The organism is Pseudooctadecabacter jejudonensis (genome assembly GCF_900172275.1).
Lineage (GTDB): Bacteria > Pseudomonadota > Alphaproteobacteria > Rhodobacterales > Rhodobacteraceae > Octadecabacter > Octadecabacter jejudonensis.
The window spans coordinates 146,761-162,955 of record NZ_FWFT01000006.1; the positions used below are offsets into that span (position 1 = coordinate 146,761).

18 protein-coding genes are annotated in these 16,195 nt (G+C 60.6%); 15 read left to right on the forward strand and 3 right to left on the reverse strand.

What is annotated here, in order from left to right; all coding sequences use genetic code 11:
• The first annotated feature begins 6 nt into the window (after positions 1-6).
• The 15 genes from PSJ8397_RS15595 to cysE all read left to right on the forward strand — a co-directional run bounded on the left by PSJ8397_RS15595 (position 7) and on the right by cysE (position 12,100).
• Complete coding sequence (locus PSJ8397_RS15595; RefSeq protein WP_085865559.1) at positions 7-546, forward strand: HK97 family phage prohead protease; 540 nt, start codon at positions 7-9, stop codon at positions 544-546.
• Between the two features lie 44 nt (positions 547-590).
• The gene (locus PSJ8397_RS15600) at positions 591-1,820 is read left to right on the forward strand and encodes a phage major capsid protein (RefSeq protein ID WP_085865560.1); all 1,230 of its coding nucleotides are present in this window, start codon (positions 591-593) and stop codon (positions 1,818-1,820) included.
• Positions 1,821-2,007: 187 nt separating this feature from the next.
• The gene (locus PSJ8397_RS15605) at positions 2,008-2,607 is read left to right on the forward strand and encodes a head-tail connector protein (protein WP_085865561.1); all 600 of its coding nucleotides are present in this window, start codon (positions 2,008-2,010) and stop codon (positions 2,605-2,607) included.
• Positions 2,604-2,942: a head-tail adaptor protein gene (locus PSJ8397_RS15610; protein ID WP_456107106.1), complete on the forward strand. Its 339-nt coding sequence runs from the start codon at positions 2,604-2,606 to the stop codon at positions 2,940-2,942. Before PSJ8397_RS15605 ends, PSJ8397_RS15610 begins: the two co-directional genes overlap by 4 nt.
• On the forward strand, positions 2,939-3,349 hold the full coding sequence (locus tag PSJ8397_RS15615) for a DUF3168 domain-containing protein (protein WP_085865563.1): 411 nt from the start codon (positions 2,939-2,941) through the stop codon (positions 3,347-3,349). Before PSJ8397_RS15610 ends, PSJ8397_RS15615 begins: the two co-directional genes overlap by 4 nt.
• 35 nt (positions 3,350-3,384) lie before the next feature.
• Positions 3,385-3,804 (forward strand): phage major tail protein, TP901-1 family, encoded by a 420-nt coding sequence (locus tag PSJ8397_RS15620; protein WP_085865564.1) that lies wholly within the window; start codon positions 3,385-3,387, stop codon positions 3,802-3,804.
• Between the two features lie 14 nt (positions 3,805-3,818).
• Positions 3,819-4,148, forward strand: a complete 330-nt coding sequence (locus PSJ8397_RS15625) for a gene transfer agent family protein (RefSeq protein ID WP_085865640.1) — start codon at positions 3,819-3,821, stop codon at positions 4,146-4,148.
• Positions 4,145-4,375, forward strand: coding sequence for a rcc01693 family protein (locus PSJ8397_RS15630; RefSeq protein ID WP_268794674.1), 231 nt, complete (start codon positions 4,145-4,147; stop codon positions 4,373-4,375). The genes PSJ8397_RS15625 and PSJ8397_RS15630 overlap by 4 nt, the downstream gene beginning before the upstream one ends.
• The gene (locus tag PSJ8397_RS15635; protein ID WP_085865566.1) at positions 4,368-5,027 is read left to right on the forward strand and encodes a phage tail tape measure protein; all 660 of its coding nucleotides are present in this window, start codon (positions 4,368-4,370) and stop codon (positions 5,025-5,027) included. The genes PSJ8397_RS15630 and PSJ8397_RS15635 overlap by 8 nt, the downstream gene beginning before the upstream one ends.
• A 12-nt stretch (positions 5,028-5,039) precedes the next feature.
• Positions 5,040-5,672: a DUF2460 domain-containing protein gene (locus tag PSJ8397_RS15640; protein WP_085865567.1), complete on the forward strand. Its 633-nt coding sequence runs from the start codon at positions 5,040-5,042 to the stop codon at positions 5,670-5,672.
• Positions 5,669-6,553, forward strand: coding sequence for a DUF2163 domain-containing protein (locus PSJ8397_RS15645; RefSeq protein WP_085865568.1), 885 nt, complete (start codon positions 5,669-5,671; stop codon positions 6,551-6,553). Before PSJ8397_RS15640 ends, PSJ8397_RS15645 begins: the two co-directional genes overlap by 4 nt.
• Before the next feature lie 2 nt (positions 6,554-6,555).
• Positions 6,556-6,999: an NlpC/P60 family protein gene (locus PSJ8397_RS15650; protein ID WP_085865569.1), complete on the forward strand. Its 444-nt coding sequence runs from the start codon at positions 6,556-6,558 to the stop codon at positions 6,997-6,999.
• A 5-nt stretch (positions 7,000-7,004) separates the two neighbouring features.
• Positions 7,005-10,907, forward strand: a complete 3,903-nt coding sequence (locus PSJ8397_RS15655) for a baseplate multidomain protein megatron (RefSeq protein ID WP_085865570.1) — start codon at positions 7,005-7,007, stop codon at positions 10,905-10,907.
• The gene (locus tag PSJ8397_RS15660; protein ID WP_085865571.1) at positions 10,907-11,215 is read left to right on the forward strand and encodes a DUF7742 family protein; all 309 of its coding nucleotides are present in this window, start codon (positions 10,907-10,909) and stop codon (positions 11,213-11,215) included. Before PSJ8397_RS15655 ends, PSJ8397_RS15660 begins: the two co-directional genes overlap by 1 nt.
• 75 nt (positions 11,216-11,290) lie before the next feature.
• Positions 11,291-12,100 (forward strand): serine O-acetyltransferase, encoded by an 810-nt coding sequence (cysE, locus tag PSJ8397_RS15665; protein WP_085865572.1) that lies wholly within the window; start codon positions 11,291-11,293, stop codon positions 12,098-12,100.
• Positions 12,101-12,316: 216 nt separating this feature from the next.
• Here the strand turns inward: cysE and PSJ8397_RS15670 are convergent, their stop codons facing one another.
• Genes PSJ8397_RS15670 through pdhA form a run of 3 tightly spaced genes read right to left on the reverse strand, consistent with a single transcriptional unit; the run spans position 12,317 to position 16,059 of the window.
• Complete coding sequence (locus PSJ8397_RS15670; protein WP_085865573.1) at positions 12,317-13,654, reverse strand: pyruvate dehydrogenase complex dihydrolipoamide acetyltransferase; 1,338 nt, start codon at positions 13,652-13,654, stop codon at positions 12,317-12,319.
• Positions 13,655-13,666: 12 nt separating this feature from the next.
• Positions 13,667-15,046, reverse strand: a complete 1,380-nt coding sequence (locus tag PSJ8397_RS15675) for a pyruvate dehydrogenase complex E1 component subunit beta (RefSeq protein WP_085865574.1) — start codon at positions 15,044-15,046, stop codon at positions 13,667-13,669.
• Positions 15,046-16,059, reverse strand: a complete 1,014-nt coding sequence (gene pdhA / locus PSJ8397_RS15680) for a pyruvate dehydrogenase (acetyl-transferring) E1 component subunit alpha (protein WP_085865575.1) — start codon at positions 16,057-16,059, stop codon at positions 15,046-15,048. The genes PSJ8397_RS15675 and pdhA overlap by 1 nt, the downstream gene beginning before the upstream one ends.
• Positions 16,060-16,195 lie beyond the last annotated feature (136 nt).

Here is a 16,195-nt window from a genome sequence, read left to right on the forward strand (position 1 = left end):
GTGACGATGTTGGAACACAAGTTTGTGGCCCTGGGCGACACGGTGCCCGTGGACAACGGGATTGAGATTTCGGGCTATGCGTCTTTGTTCGGCAAGGCCGATCAGGGGGGCGATGTGGTGCAAACAGGTGCCTATGCAGCGTCTTTGGAGCGGCTGGCCGCAAAGGGCAACCGCGTGAAAATGCTATGGCAGCATGACCCGGAACAGCCCATCGGCGTTTGGGATGAGGTGCGCGAGGATGCGTCCGGCCTTTGGGTCAAGGGCCGCATTCTGACCGACGTGGAAAAGGGCCGCGAGGCTGCGGCCTTGATCGAGGCGGGCGCCATCGACGGGTTGTCCATCGGCTACCGCACGGTAAGGGCCACAAAAAATGACACGGGCGGTCGCCTGTTGTCGGAGCTGGAACTTTGGGAGGTGTCCCTTGTGACCTTTCCGATGCTTCCTGATGCGCGGGTGGGCGCAAAGGGGGATGACCCCTTTGAGACTGCCATGCGTGATCTGGCGGGGGTGCTGAATGATGCCCGCGCCGTGCTGGGCCGGATCTAAAGCCTGAGCGCATTCACCGAAACGATCTGAAAGGATCACGAACCATGACGACACCCGAGTTTAAGGCTCGGGCCGGGAAAGATGCGTCCGCTGTGGCGATCCCGGCCCAAGATCGGGCCCTGGATGGGGCCCGGACCCCGGCCGCTGAACTGAAGGCCGCTATGGCGGGCTTTGTGAGCGAATTCAAAGACTTCACGACCAATATCGAAACCAAGTTGCAACAGCAGGATGACCGCATGACCAAACTTGACCGTAAATCCACCTTCGGCGCACGCCCCGCGCTGGCCACCGCTGCCTCTGTCGAGGCACCGCATCAGAAGGCGTTCGAGGACTATCTGCGTTCTGGCGATGACGACGCGCTGCGCGGCCTTGAGATGGAAGGCAAATCCATGTCCACAGCCGTCGCCGCTGATGGTGGCTATCTTGTGGACCCGCAGACCTCTGCCACTGTGCAGTCCACGCTGGCCGCAACGGCGTCCATCCGCGCGATCGCCAATGTGGTGAACGTTGAAGCGACATCTTATGATGTGCTGATCGACCATGCCGAGCTGGGCGCTGGCTGGGCCACAGAGACGGACCCTGCAACCGAGACGGGCACAGGGTCCATCGACCGCATTTCCATCCCGCTGCATGAGCTCTCTGCGCTGCCCAAAGCGTCCCAGCGTCTGCTGGATGACAGCGCGTTCAACATTGATGAATGGCTTGCAGGCCGTATCGCCGACAAGTTCGCCCGTTCCGAGGCTGCGGCGTTCGTCAACGGTGACGGTGTGGACAAGCCCACCGGTTTCCTGACAGCGCCCTCCGTGGACAATGACGTTTGGGCCTGGGGCAACCTTGGCTATGTCGTGACCGGCGCTGATGGTGATTTCAATGGTGCGGATGCGCTGATTGATCTGGTCTATGCGCTGGGTGCTGAATACCGCGCCAATGGCACATTCGTGATGAATTCCAAGACTGCCGGTGCAGTGCGCAAGCTGAAGGACAACGATGGCCGCTTCTTGTGGTCCGATGGTCTGACCGCGGGTGAGCCTGCCCGTCTGCTGGGCTATGCCGTTCTGATCGCAGAGGACATGCCCGACATCGGGTCTGACGCCACCGCCATTGCTTTTGGTGATTTTGGCGCGGGCTACACTGTGGCTGAACGCCCTGATTTGCGTGTTCTGCGTGACCCCTTCAGCGCCAAGCCGCACGTTCTGTTCTATGCGACCAAGCGCGTGGGTGGTGCGGTCAGCGACTATGCCGCGATCAAGCTGCTGAAGTTCGGCACCGCCTAAGCGAGGTGCTGCAAGTGACGGTTTCGCCCTTTTCTAGCGAGGGGGGCGGGGCCGGGTCCGGGCGCGTGCAGGGCGCGAGTTCACCTTGCGTTGTCCAGCTGCTTCCTTCCGTCCGAGCAATGCGGGGGCACGCGTCCGGTTCTACCAAATGGCGGACCTAATTTGAGACCGTTTTCGGAGTACGTCGATGATGTTGATTGAAGAAACCTTCGCGCCCGCGGCGGCGCTGCCGGTGGCCTTGTTCAAGGAACACCTGCGCCTTGGGTCGGGCTTTTCCGATGACGGATTGCAGGACACCTTGCTGGAGAGCTTTTTGCGCTCCGCCTTGGCAGCGATTGAGGCGCGGACAGGCAAGGCGCTGTTGGAGCGGACGTTTTCATGGACCCTGACACGTTGGCGGGATGCGTCGATGCAGGTGCTGCCCCTTGGTCCTGTGAGCGCGATTGTGGATGTGACGCTGGTGGACCGCGTGGGTGGTGAGATCGTGGTTGATGCTGACGCCTATACGCTGCGCCCCGACATGCAGCGCCCCGCGATTGTCGCGGCTGGTGTCGCGTTGCCATCTATTCCGCAGGCGGGTTCGGTGAAGATTCAAATGCTGGCGGGCTTTGGCCCTGAGTGGGGGGATCTACCCGCGGATCTGGCGCAGGCCGTGTTGCTGCTGGCCGCCCATTACTACGAATACAGACATGAGGTTCAATATGACGGGGGCTGCATGCCCTTTGGTGTCAGTGCGTTGATCGAACGCTACCGCGTGATGCGGCTGACGGGCGGGGGCCAGCAGTGATGGCGCCGCGTCTGAACCGTCAGTTGTTGTTGGAAAGCCCTGCGCGCGTGCCTGATGGCGCAGGTGGCTTTACACAAAGCTGGATGCCGATGGGCAGTCTGTGGGCCGAGGTGACCGCCCGCACAGGACGTGAGGCGGCAGGCGTGGCCGCGCCTATGAGCCGGATTGCATACAAAATAATCGTGCGTGCGGCCCCAGTGGGGGCGCAATCGCGGCCCAAGCCCGACCAGCGGTTCGTCGAAGGCGACCGGGTCTTTTTGATCCTGTCGGTGACGGAGAACGATGCGGACGGGCGGTATCTGATCTGCACGGCACAAGAGGAGACAGTGGCATGAGTTATGGTGTTTCTGCGGCCCTTCAGTCTGCTGTTTATCAGGCGCTGATCAACGACACGGCGCTGGGCGCCGTGGTGGGGGACCACGTTTATGATGCCTTGCCCTCTGGCAGCCTGCCGCCGCTGTATGTGGCCTTGGGCCCCGAGCAGGTCAAGGACCTGTCCGACAAGACAGGCGCCGGTGCGATGCACCAGTTCACGATTTCCGTGGTCACGGACACTGCCGGTTTTGCCACAGCGAAACAAGCGGCGGGCGCTGTCTCGGATGTGCTGGTCGATGCGGATTTGACGCTGACCCGGGGTCAGCTGATCGCCCTCAATTTCTATCGCGCAAAGGCCGTGCGTGTTGGCACCGCCGATGAACGCCGGATCGATGTGACGTTCAATGCCATTGTGCAGGACAACTAAACCCAAATTTTTCAATCCCTTACGGAGTACGGACAATGACAGCCCAAAATGGCAAGGATCTGTTGATCAAGATCGATATGACAGGTGATGGCCTGTTTGAAACAGCCGCAGGCCTCCGGGCCACGCGCATCAGCTTTAACGCGGAAACCGTGGACGTCACGTCGCTGGATAGCACCGGTGGCTGGCGCGAGGTGCTGGGCGGCGCGGGCGTAAAATCCGCCTCGATCAGCGGATCAGGCGTGTTCAAGGATGAAAGCACCGATGAGCGCGTGCGAGAGGTGTTCTTTGGCGGGCTGACCCCAGATTTTCAGGTGATCATTCCTGATTTTGGCACGATTGAGGGGCCTTTCCTTGTCAGCTCTGTCGAATATGCGGGCAACTACAATGGCGAGGCGACCTATGAGTTGTCGTTGGCGTCGGCAGGTGAAATCACCTTTGTGGCCTTCCCTGTATGAGCCTGAGCGCGCAGATGCCTGCTCACACTCCCCCGTTCAATCCATGGGCGGGGGAGGTGGCCCTGGTGCTGGATGGTGTCCCGCACCGCTGCAAGCTGACGCTTGGGGCATTGGCAGAGCTTGAGGCCGCATTGCACGCCGACTCGTTGGTGGCCTTGGTCAAACGGTTTGAGGCAGGCGGGTTTTCGACCCGCGACGTTTTGGCCTTGATCGTGGCGGGCCTGCGCGGCGGCGGCTGGCAGGGCAGTGCGCGCGATTTGTTGAGCGTCGAGATCGAGGGCGGCCCAGTGCGGGCAGCAGAGGCGGCGGCGGAGCTTTTGGCCCGCGCCTTTGCCACCCCGTGAGCCGGTATTCGTCCCACGCGGCCAGTTTCGACTGGCCGGCCTTGATGCAGGCAGGAATGCGCGGATTGGGGCTGCGCCCTGATCAGTTCTGGGCGCTGACACCGGCTGAGCTTTGGCTGTTGCTGGGCCCCGAAACAGGAGACGCGCCAATGGCGCGGGGAACGCTGGAGGCCCTTGCCGCCCGCTTTCCTGATGAGACTTCGGATATAGGAGCGAAAGATGGATGATATCGACGGGTTGGACGCCCTTGAGACCGAGGCCAAGGCTTTGGAAGAGACATTGGGGTCGGTGACGGCCATGACAGACGCTTTTGAGGGTCAGTTGCGGCGGGTTCAGGGAACGTTGGGCGACACGACGCGCGATCTGGGCAATCTGGAGCGCGGGTTTTCTGGCGGGTTGCGCAAAGCCTTTGATGGGTTGGTGTTTGACGGAAATTCGCTGTCCGATGCCTTTGCGACATTGGGTCAGGCCATGTCGCGCACGGTTTACAACAACGCGATGAAGCCGGTCACCGATCATTTCGGCGGTATTTTGGCCGGTGGTGTCAATGCGTTGGTGTCGGGGCTGATGCCGTTTGAAAAAGGCGGGGCGTTCAGCGGTGGTCAGGTGCGGGCATTCGCCCGTGGCGGCGTCGTGGATGGGCCGATGACGTTTCCTATGCGGGGCGGCACGGGGCTGATGGGCGAGGCGGGGCCAGAGGCGATTATGCCGCTCAGCCGTGGGCCAGATGGCAGCCTTGGCGTCAAGGCGCAGGGGGGGCAGACCGTCAATGTGACCATGAATATCTCAACGCCCGATGTGGCGGGTTTCCAACGCAGCCAAAGCCAGATTGCTGCCTCAATGAGCCGCGCACTGAGCCGTGGCCAGCGCAACCGCTAAGGGAGACGAAAAATGAGTTTTCACGAAGTACAGTTCCCAACGGGTTTGAGTTTTGGCGCGCTGGGCGGGCCTGAGCGGCGCACCGAGATTGTGACGTTGGCCAACGGGTTTGAGGAGCGTAACACGCCCTGGGCCCATTCGCGTCGCCGGTATGACGCAGGAATGGGGCTGCGGTCGCTGGAGGATGTGGAGGCTGTGGTTGCCTTCTTTGAGGCGCGGCAGGGTCAGATGTTCGGGTTTCGCTGGAAAGACTGGGCTGACTTTCGGTCCGCCAAGCCCAAAGCCGAAATCACGCCAGATGATCAGGTTCTGGGCATGGGGGACGAGGTTCGCACCGAATTTCAACTGCTGAAGAACTATCGTTCCGGCACACAAATTTACAGCCGCCCGGTGGTCAAACCCGTGCAGGGGACGGTGCTGGTTGCTGTGGGCGGTGAGGTCATGGTCGAAGGGGTCGATTATTCTGTCGATCATCTGACAGGTGTTGTGACGTTTGATCATCCGCCGGATCTGCAGGGTGAGGTCACCGCGGGCTATGAATACGACGTGCCCGTGCGGTTTGATACCGATGCGATCGTGACATCCATGGCGACGTTTCAAGCAGGCGAAGTCCCCGACATTCCGGTGGTCGAGGTGCGCGTATGACATCTTTGCAGGATCATCTGGACACGGGCACCACCACGCTGGCGCGGTGTTGGGCTGTGGTGCGCCGTGATGGCACGACTTACGGCTTCACCGATCATGACCGTCCGCTGACGTTTGATGGGATCACGTTTAAGGCGGATGCGGGCATGACGGCACGGGCCATTGTGTCCGCGACAGGGTTGTCTGTCGATAACTCTGAGGCGATGGGTGCGTTGAGTGATGCGGCGATCACCGAAGCTGACATCGAAGCGGGCCGGTTTGATGGCGCCGAGGTCAAGGCGTGGCTTGTCAATTGGGCGGATGTTGAAATGCGCAGCCTGCGGTTCGCAGGCTCCATCGGGGAGTTGCGGCGCGCAGGCGGTGCGTTTCATGCCGAATTGCGCGGGCTGACTGAAATGCTCAACCAGCCGCAAGGCAAGATCTATCAAACGGCCTGTCCTGCGGTTTTGGGCGATGGGGCATGTGCCTTTGATCTGAATACGGATGGGTTCTTTGCGGAACTTTCGGTGGTTCAGATTGAAGAAGCCCGCCGCCTGATCTTTCCCGACATGACCACGTTTGAGCCTGCGTGGTTCGAACGCGGGCGTTTGCGTGTTCTGTCCGGGGCAGCAGAGGGGCTGATCGCCGTGATCAAGCGGGACCGCTTTGTGGGTGAGGATCGCCATATTGAGGTCTGGGAGGCGTTTCGCGCGGAACTCGCCCCCGGCGATCTGGTGCGACTTGAGGCCGGTTGCGACAAACGGTTTGAGACCTGCCGGACAAAGTTCAACAATTTGGTGAATTTCCGCGGGTTTCCCGACATTCCGGGCGATGACTGGCTGGTCAGCACCCCCACACGGTCGGGCCAGACCACCGGCGGCAGCCTGCGGCGGGGGGTGTAACGATGTCGATATTGGTGGCAGAGGCCCGCGCGTGGATTGGAACGCCTTACGTGCATCAAGCCGCAGTACGCGGCGCGGGATGCGATTGCTTGGGGCTGTTGCGCGGCGTTTGGGCCCAGGTTACGCAAACGCCTTTGCAGCCCGTGCCCGCCTATACCCCTGATTGGTCCGAAGCGCAGGGCGATGAACGGTTGTGGTCAGAGGTGTCAAAACGCCTGACCCGCAAACAATTGGGCGATGCTGCACCAGGCGACGTGGTGTTATTCCGCATGCGCCAGGGCGCTGTGGCCAAACACGTGGGGTTGCAGGCGGCATGCGGCGATACCCCGACTTTTATTCATGCATATCAGGGGCATGGCGTGGTTGAAAACGCCTTCTCCGCCCCCTGGCAACGCCGGATGGTTGCGCGGTTTGCAGCCCCCGTTTTTGAACTTAAAGAGGTCTGAACACCATGGCGACGATTGTACTTTCGGCAGCGGGTATGGCGCTGGGCGGCTCCGTTGGGGGCACGGTTTTGGGCCTTGGCATGGCGACGATTGGACGCGCGGCGGGGGCGACACTTGGCCGCGCGATTGATCAACGCCTGATGGGGGCGGGCAGCGATGCGGTTGAAACCGGTCGCGTGGACCGGTTTCGTCTGACGGGGGCCAGCGAAGGCTCGGGCATGTCGCGGCTTTATGGCCGGATGCGGGTGGCGGGGCAGGTGATTTGGGCCACGCGGTTTGTTGAAACCTCCTCGACCTCCGGGGGGGGCAAAGGCGGGCCACCCAAGCCCAAGACGACGACCTATAGCTATTCTGTTTCGCTGGCGATTGGTCTGGGCGAGGGGGAGATTTCGCGCGTCGGGCGTGTGTGGGCCGACGGCGAGGAAATTGCGCGTGATGATCTGAATATGCGGGTCTACACCGGCAGCGATGACCAACTGCCCGACCCCAAGATGGAAGCCGTCGAAGGCGTGGGGCAGGTGCCGGCCTATCGCGGCACGGCCTATGTGGTATTGGAAGATCTTGATTTGGGGCAGTTCGGCAACCGTGTGCCGCAATTCTCGTTCGAGGTGATGCGCCCGGGGCAGGGCGATGAGGCGGTGCATTCCGATCTGGCCTCCTTGGTCACCGGCGTGGCCTTGGTGCCGGGCACGGGGGAGTATTCCTTGGCCACAACGGCTGTGACCCTGCCGAAGGGGTATGGACGGCGGGAGTCGGCCAACGTCAACACTCCGTCGGGCAAGACGGATTATCTGGTGTCTGTGGAGGCCATGGAAGAGGAGCTGCCAAAGTGCGGGTCCGTGACCATGGTTGTTTCGTGGTTTGGCGACGATTTGCGCTGCGGCAACTGCCAGCTGAAGCCCAAGGTCGAACAGACAGAGGCCGACGGTGACGAAATGGCATGGCGCGTGGCCGACATTGCCCGGGCCGAGGCCGAAACCGTTCCGCTTGAGGCGGGGCGCCCACTTTATGGTGGCACACCTGCGGATGCCGCGGTTGTTGAAGCTTTGCGTGATTTGACGGAACGAGGGCAAAAGGCAGTCTTTTATCCGTTTATTTTGATGGAACAGGTTGCGGGCAACACGTTGACAGACCCGTGGACCGGCGCCGAAGGTCAGCCGCCATTGCCATGGCGCGGCCGGATTACGACCTCTCTCGCGCCCACTGTGGCGGGTACGCCGGACCGGACCGCGACCGCCGATGCGGAGGTCGCGGCGTTCTTTGGGACGGCGCAGCCAGGTGATTTTGCCGTTGTCGGTGACCGCGTCGTTTATTCGGGGCCGGATGAGTGGTCCTACCGGCGCTTCATTTTGCATTACGCACATCTGTGCGCGCTTGCCGGTGATGTGGACGGGTTCTGTATCGGATCTGAGATGCGGTCGCTGACGCAAATTCGCGGGGCGAATGGATTTCCTGCGGTGGACGCTATGGTCTCTTTGGCGGCGGATGTACGCGCTGTTCTGGGGCCTGACGTCAAGATTGGTTACGCGGCGGATTGGTCGGAATATCATGGCTATCAGCCAGTCGGGACGGTCGACAAAATCTTCCATCTCGATCCGTTGTGGGCCAGCGCGGACATCGATTTCATCGGTATCGACAACTACATGCCCCTGTCCGATTGGCGCGAGGGGGAGGAGCACCTCGATGCAGACTTCGGGTCGATTTATAACCTGGATTACCTGACGGCGAACATCGCCGGCGGTGAGGGGTATGATTGGTTCTATGCCAGCGCGGAGGCAACCGAGGCGCAAATTCGCACGCCCATCACCGATGGTGAGGGGGAGCCGTGGATTTGGCGGTATAAAGACCTTAAAAACTGGTGGCTGCGGGCGCATCATGACCGGATTGACGGGGTGCGCCAACCGTTGCCCACAGCGTGGGAACCAGGGTCAAAGCCCATTTGGTTCACAGAGATCGGCTGTGCCGCAGTCGATAAGGCGACCAACGAACCCAACCGCTTTGTCGATCTGAAATCGTCAGAAAGTGGTCTGCCGCGGGCGTCCAACGGGATCCGCGATGATTATATCCAGATGCAATATCTGCGCGCGATGTATCAATTCTACAATGATGATCTGTCCAATCCAACGTCGGATGTCACAGGTATTCGCATGGTTGACCCGGACCGCATTCATGTATGGGCCTGGGACGCGCGGCCGTTTCCAGCCTTTCCTGGCAATGCGACCTTGTGGTCAGACAACGTGAATTATTCTCGCGGGCACTGGATCAACGGGCGTGCCGCTTCTCGTCCGTTGTCGTCGGTGGTGGCAGAGATTTGTGAGGACGCGGGCATCACGTCTTACGATGTGTCTGACCTGCACGGTGTTGTGCGTGGCTACGGCGTCGATGATGTGACGACGGCGCGGTCCGCATTGCAGCCTTTGATGGTGGCCTACGGGTTCGATGCGATTGAACGGGACGGCGTGTTGGTGTTCCGCACGCGCGGCGCGCGTTTGGATGCGGCGCTCTCCTCTGATGGGTTTGTGTATGAGTATGACGCGGATGGCGCGGTGGAACTGACCCGCAACCAAGAGGCAGAGGTCGCTGGTCGCGTGCGGCTGGGCTTCGTGGAGGCAGACGCCGACTACGAAGTGCGCAGCGCCGAGGCGGTGTTTCCAGATGACCGAGGCCTGACGACGTCTGGGTCCGAATTGCCGCTTGTTCTGACTTATGCGGAAGGGCAGCGGATCGCGGAACGTTGGCTGTCTGAGGCCCGCGTGGCACGGGATACTGCGCGCTTTGCCTTGCCACCTTCGATGATGAATGTGGGTGCGGGCGATGTGGTCCGTCTGCCGGATGAGCAGGGGGACGGCCTTTATCGTGTGGACCATTCAGAACAAACAGACCGCCAGACGCTTGAGGCGGTGCGGATCGAACCTGCGGTCTATGAACCGCAAGACGTCACCGAAAAGACGTTCAATTTGCGTGATTTCGTGGCGCCGGTGCCGGTCGAAGTTCAGTTCATGGATCTGCCCTTGCTGCGCGGGGATGAAGACCCGGTGGCGCCCTATGTTGCGGCGTCGGGTCTGCCTTGGCCGGGCAGTGTGGCTGTGTATTCGGCCCCGCAAGATGCGGATTACGGGTTGAACCGTCTTGTGGCGTCGGCCTCGGTTATGGGGATCACACAAAGTGAGATGGGGCGGGCCTGCCCCGGGGTCGTTGATCGGGGGCCATCCTTGCAGGTTGAATTGATCCGCGGCGCGCTTTCGTCCGTTTCTCTGACCCAAATGCTAAGCGGTGCCAATACCGCCGCCATCGGTGACGGCACCGTTGGAAACTGGGAGGTCTTCCAATTCCAAAGTGCAGAGATTGTTGGGGAAAACACCTATCAGCTTAGCCTGCGACTGCGCGGGCAAGCGGGCACGGACGGAATTGCACCACAGGCCTGGCCTGCGGGGTCGTTTTTCGTTTTGTTGGACGGCACACCGGAACAAATGGCGCTTCCGCCTGCGTCCGTTGGGGTGACACAACACCTGCGGTTCGGTCCGGGCACGCGGCCTCTGACAGATCAAAGTTATGGCTACCGCACAGAAACCTTTGCGGGTGTCGGACTGCGACCCTACCGCGTGGCGCATTTGACCGTGTCAGAGGATGGCGACGCCTACGATGTCAGCTGGATCCGCCGCGCGCGGGTGGGCGGAGACAGTTGGGAGACCGAAGAGGTGCCCTTGTCAGAAGCCTTTGAACGCTATGCCATTCGGGTTTACCGCGACGGCGTTCTGCGGCGCCGGACCACATCAAACGCCCCGTCCTGGCGTTACACGAACCTGATGCGGATTTTGGATGGGTCTGGTGACATCCGCATTGAAGTTGCCCAGATTTCCGACGCCTTCGGAGAAGGCCCCGCGGCGTCCATCGCGGTTGGTGCATAATGCGGGCAGTTGGCCTGACCGATCTTGACCTTGCGGCGCGCGCTGTGATGCGCGTCGCTGGGCCAAGGCAGCAGCAATTTGCCTCAGGTTTGATCGAGGATGCCCATGCCAGTGATCTCTGGCGTAAGCGTTTTGGCGTGGCCCATCCATCGGGCGGAACGGGTTCACTTCATGCGCAAGCCCAGCTTTACGATGTGGCACCTGTGGTGGGGGCAAGTTCTGCCTATGTTGACGCAATGTCCATTGTTTTGAACGCATTGCAGGCATGGCGGAAAGACGGGCGGCGTATGGGCCATCAAAATTCTTGATCTGCAGAGTCACAGGTTTGTTCTTTGAAAATCCACCTTATGTGGAGTAGGACAATCCTGAAAGTGAGGTGCACCATGGCCCAGATCCAACCGAAAATTGCAAAAGTCGATCCGGTTTGGCAGCGTATCTGTGACGAAGCTGAGGCCGCGATCTCGGACGAGCCGCTGATGGGGGGCTTTGTGCATACTTCCGTTTTGCATCACGCCTCATTGGAAAGTGCATTGGCGTACCGGATTTCGATGAAGCTGGCCTCTGCCGACATGTCCGCGCAGATGCTGCGTGAGATTGCAGATCAGGCCTACGCCGCAGAGCCGTCTCTGGCGGAGGCGGCCCGTGCGGATATCGTGGCCATTTTTGACCGAGATCCGGCCTGCCACCGCTTTTTGCAGCCCTTGTTGTTTTTTAAAGGGTTTCAAGCCATTCAGGCACACCGGCTGGGCGCGTGGTTGTTCCGGCAGGGACGGCGTGATTTGGCCTATTATGTGCAAATGCGCGTGTCTGAAATTTTCGGCGTCGACATTCATCCTGGTGCCACGATTGGCAAGGGCCTGATGATTGACCATGCCCATTCGATCGTGATCGGGGAGACGGCTGTGGTTGGCGACAATGTGTCGATGCTGCATTCCGTGACTTTGGGCGGGACGGGCAAAGAGGAAGAGGATCGTCATCCCAAGATCGGTGACGGTGTGCTGATCGGGGCTGGCGCGAAAGTTTTGGGTAACATCACGATTGGATACTGCAGCCGCATTGCTGCGGGGTCTGTGGTGTTGGAGGCCGTGGCACCGATGAAGACCGTCGCGGGGGTTCCCGCCAAGGTCGTGGGTGAGGCGGGATGTTCGCAGCCGTCGCAGACCATGGATCAGCTGTTGCGCACACACGGCTAAAGGATTTCGGACGGGCTATGCCCGTCCGATCCGCGCCGCTGACGCGGCGCATGGGGCTTTGCCCCCGGCGCAAGGCGCCACCCCCAGGATATTTTTGAAACAAAGACAGGAGGCCAAAGACGGGGGGCCGTGGAGGCCGGGGATTTCGAAAAAGTCCAATAAAAAGCCGCGCGGGTGAGGCGCGGCTTTCGTGTTTTCGGGGATGGGATGGGGCGGTTAGGCCAGCATGCCCATTGGATCCTCAAGGTTGGCTTTGATTGCGTTCAGAAGGTCCGCACCCAATGCCCCGTCGATGACGCGGTGATCCACGGAGAGGGTTGTGGACATCACAGTGGCGACCTTGATTTCCCCGTCTTCCCCGACAACCGGTTTCTTGGCACCTGCCCCAACAGCCAGAATAGCGGCGTGGGGTGGGTTGATAATGGCATCGAAGTTGTCGATGCCGAACATCCCAAGATTGGAGATCGCAAAGCTGCCGCCCTGATATTCGTGAGGGGCCAGTTTTCGATCGCGTGCGCGGGAGGCCAAGTCCTTCATCTGGGTGGACAGGGCCGACAGGGATTTGCTGTCTGCGTCTTGCAACACTGGTGTAAACAGCCCGCCTTCGATGGCGACAGCCACGGCTACGTCGGAGGCCTGCATTTTCAACACACGGTCGCCCGCCCAGACGGCGTTGGCGTCCGGCACCTGTTGCAGGGCCAAGGCGCAGGCCTTGATGATGAAATCGTTGACGCTGAGTTTCACGCCACGCGGTTCCAGTGTCTTGTTGATCTGGCTGCGGAATTTCAGCAAAGCGTCCAGTTCAATGTCACGGCGCAGATAGAAATGCGGCACGGTTTGTTTGGCTTCCACCAGACGGGAGGCGATGGTTTTGCGCATTCCATCGAGGCTGACCTCTTCGAACGTGCGGCCCTCATACATTTTCTTGACCTGATCTGTGGTCGGACCTGTTGCCGTAGCGGCGGCCGCGGTGGCGGCAGGGGCTGCAGCGGGGGATGTTGCGGCCTCAGATGCGGACGCGGTCTGCGGCTTGGCGTTTTCGACGTCCGCCTTGATGATCCGGCCATGGGGGCCGGAGCCCTTGATCTGACCCAGATCGAGACCTTTGTCCTTGGCGATCCGGCGGGCCAGTGGGGTTGCGAACAGACGTGAGCCATCCGCACTGGTGGCCGGTGCCGGTGCCGGGGTCGGCAATGCGGCTGTGGCCTGAACCTCTGCCGGGGCCTCGGATGCCTTATCCGCGGGTAAGGTATCCTCTTGATTATTTACGGTTTCTTCACCTTTGGGGGCTGCGACGTCGGACATGTCCTCCCCCTCTTCGCCAATGATGGCGATGGGGGTGTTCACCTTCACGCCCTCACTGCCTTCTGCCACGAGGATCTTGCCGACGACGCCTTCGTCCACGGCCTCAAACTCCATGGTGGCTTTGTCGGTTTCAATCTCGGCCAGCAGGTCGCCCGCCTGAACGGTGTCGCCTTCCTTGACCAGCCATTTCGCCAGCGTGCCTTCCTCCATCGTGGGGGACAGGGCGGGCATCAGAATTTCGGTTGCCATTTCTGTTGCTCCTTACCGGTAGGTGACTTGATTGACCGCTTCGATCACTTCGGCGGTGGTGATCAGCGCGTGCTTTTCGAGGTTGGCCGCATAAGGCATCGGCACATCCTTACCGGTGCAGTTGATCACCGGCGCGTCGAGGTAATCGAACGCCTTTTGCATGATCGTGGCACCCAGATGGTTGCCGATGGAGCCCACGGGCCAGCCCTCTTCGACGGTGATACAGCGGTTGGTTTTGCGGACACTGTCCAGAACCGTGTCGTAGTCGATGGGGCGCAGGGTGCGCAGGTCGATGACCTCGGCACTTACACCGTCTTCGGCCAGTTTTTCGGCGGCTTCCATGGCGTAGGTCATGCCAATGCCGAAGCTGACGATGGTGACATCATCCCCCTCACGGGCCACGCGGGCCTTGCCGAAGGGGATGGTGAAATCGTCAAGCACCGGAACCTCGAACGAGCGACCGTAGAGGATCTCGTTTTCTAGGAAGATCACCGGGTTGGGGTCACGGATCGCGGTTTTCATCAGGCCCTTCGCGTCGGCGGCGGAGTAGGGCATGACCACCTTGAGGCCCGGCACCATCGCGTACCATGCGGCGTAATCCTGGCTGTGCTGTGCGCCCACGCGGGCAGCGGCGCCATTGGGGCCACGGAACACCATGGGCGCGCCCATTTGGCCGCCGGACATATAGAGCGTCTTGGCGGCGGAGTTGATAATCTGGTCAATCGCCTGCATGGCGAAGTTGAACGTCATGAATTCCACAATGGGTTTCAGTCCGCCGAACGCAGCCCCCACGGCGATGCCGGTGAAGCCATGTTCGGTGATGGGCGTGTCGATCACCCGTTTGTCGCCAAACTTGTCCAACAACCCTTGGGAGATTTTGTAAGCGCCTTGGTATTCGGCGACTTCTTCACCCATGAGGAAGACGTCTTCGTCGCGCTCCATCTCTTCGGCCATGGCCTCGTTCAGGGCCTCACGGACGGTCATGGTTTTCATCTCCGTGCCTTCGGGCCAGTCGGGGGACCGATCGGCCTGAGGGGCGGCGGGGGCCTGCGTTGGTTGGGCCGCAACCTTGCCTTCTTCGCTGCTGAGCGCGGCAGGGGCCGGGGTGGAGGCCTCTTGCGGGGCAGCGGACGCGGCGGACATGTCCTCCCCCTCTTCGCCGATGATCGCGATGGGGGTGTTGACCTTGACGCCTTCGGTGCCTTCTTCGATCAGGATCTTGCCGACGATGCCTTCGTCCACGGCCTCAAATTCCATGGTGGCCTTGTCGGTCTCGATCTCGGCGATGATGTCGCCGGATTTAACCTCATCGCCTTCTTTGACGAGCCATTTGGCGAGGGTGCCTTCCTCCATCGTGGGGGACAGCGCGGGCATGAGAAGTTCAGTCGCCATTATACGTTCTCCTGCGGGATTTCGGTGGCATAGATGTCTGTCCAAAGCTCTGACAGGTCAGGCTCGGGGCTTTCCTTGGCAAAGTCGGCTGATGCGTTCACGCGGGCCTTGATGTCTTTGTCGATGGCCTTGAGATCGTCTTCGGAGGCGTGTTTGCCGGTGAGAAGCAGATCGCGGACCTGTTCGATGGGATCGCGTTCGTCGCGCATTTTCTGCACTTCTTCGCGGGTCCGGTATTTGGCAGGGTCCGACATGGAATGGCCGCGATACCGGTATGTTTTCACTTCCAGAATGTAGGGGCCGTTGCCTGCGCGGCAGTGTTCGGTGGCGCGTGCGCCGGCCTCTTTGACGGCGAGCACGTCCATGCCGTCCACGGCCTCGCCCTCAATCCCGTAGGCGGCACCGCGTTCCCACAGCGACGGGGATTTGGTGGACCGCTGGACAGAGGTGCCCATGGCGTATTGGTTGTTTTCGATGACGAACACGACGGGCAAATCCCACAGTTCGGCCATGTTGTAGGTCTCATAGACCTGGCCCTGGTTCGCGGCACCGTCGCCAAAATAGGCGAATGTCACGTTGTCGTTGCCTTTGTACTTGTCGGAAAAGGCCAAACCGGCACCCAGTGGCACCTGGGCCGCCACAATGCCGTGGCCCCCGTAAAAGTGCTTCTCTTTCGAGAACATGTGCATGGAGCCGCCTTTGCCTTTGGAATAGCCGCCCTCACGTCCGGTCAGTTCGGCCATCACGCCGCCCGGGTCCATGCCACAGGCCAACATGTGGCCGTGATCGCGGTAGGATGTGATGCGTTTGTCGCCGTCCTTGGCGACGGCCTCAAGGCCCACAACAACGGCTTCCTGTCCGATGTACAGGTGGCAGAACCCGCCGATCAGGCCCATCCCATACAGCTGGCCCGCTTTCTCTTCGAACCTGCGAATCAACAACATATCTTCGTAGTAGCCCAACAGCTCCTCTTTGGAGATGTTTGGTTTCTTTGAACTTTTCTTGGCTGCCATGGGTCCTCCCGGGGTCGTTTTCGCGGCGTCAAAACACGCCTGCCAAAATATAGTTTAGCGTTAAACTATCTCATAAACCGTTTGTTCCGAAAAATCGACCAACAATATGACGTTAGGTTAGTGATCGCTTGAAAAC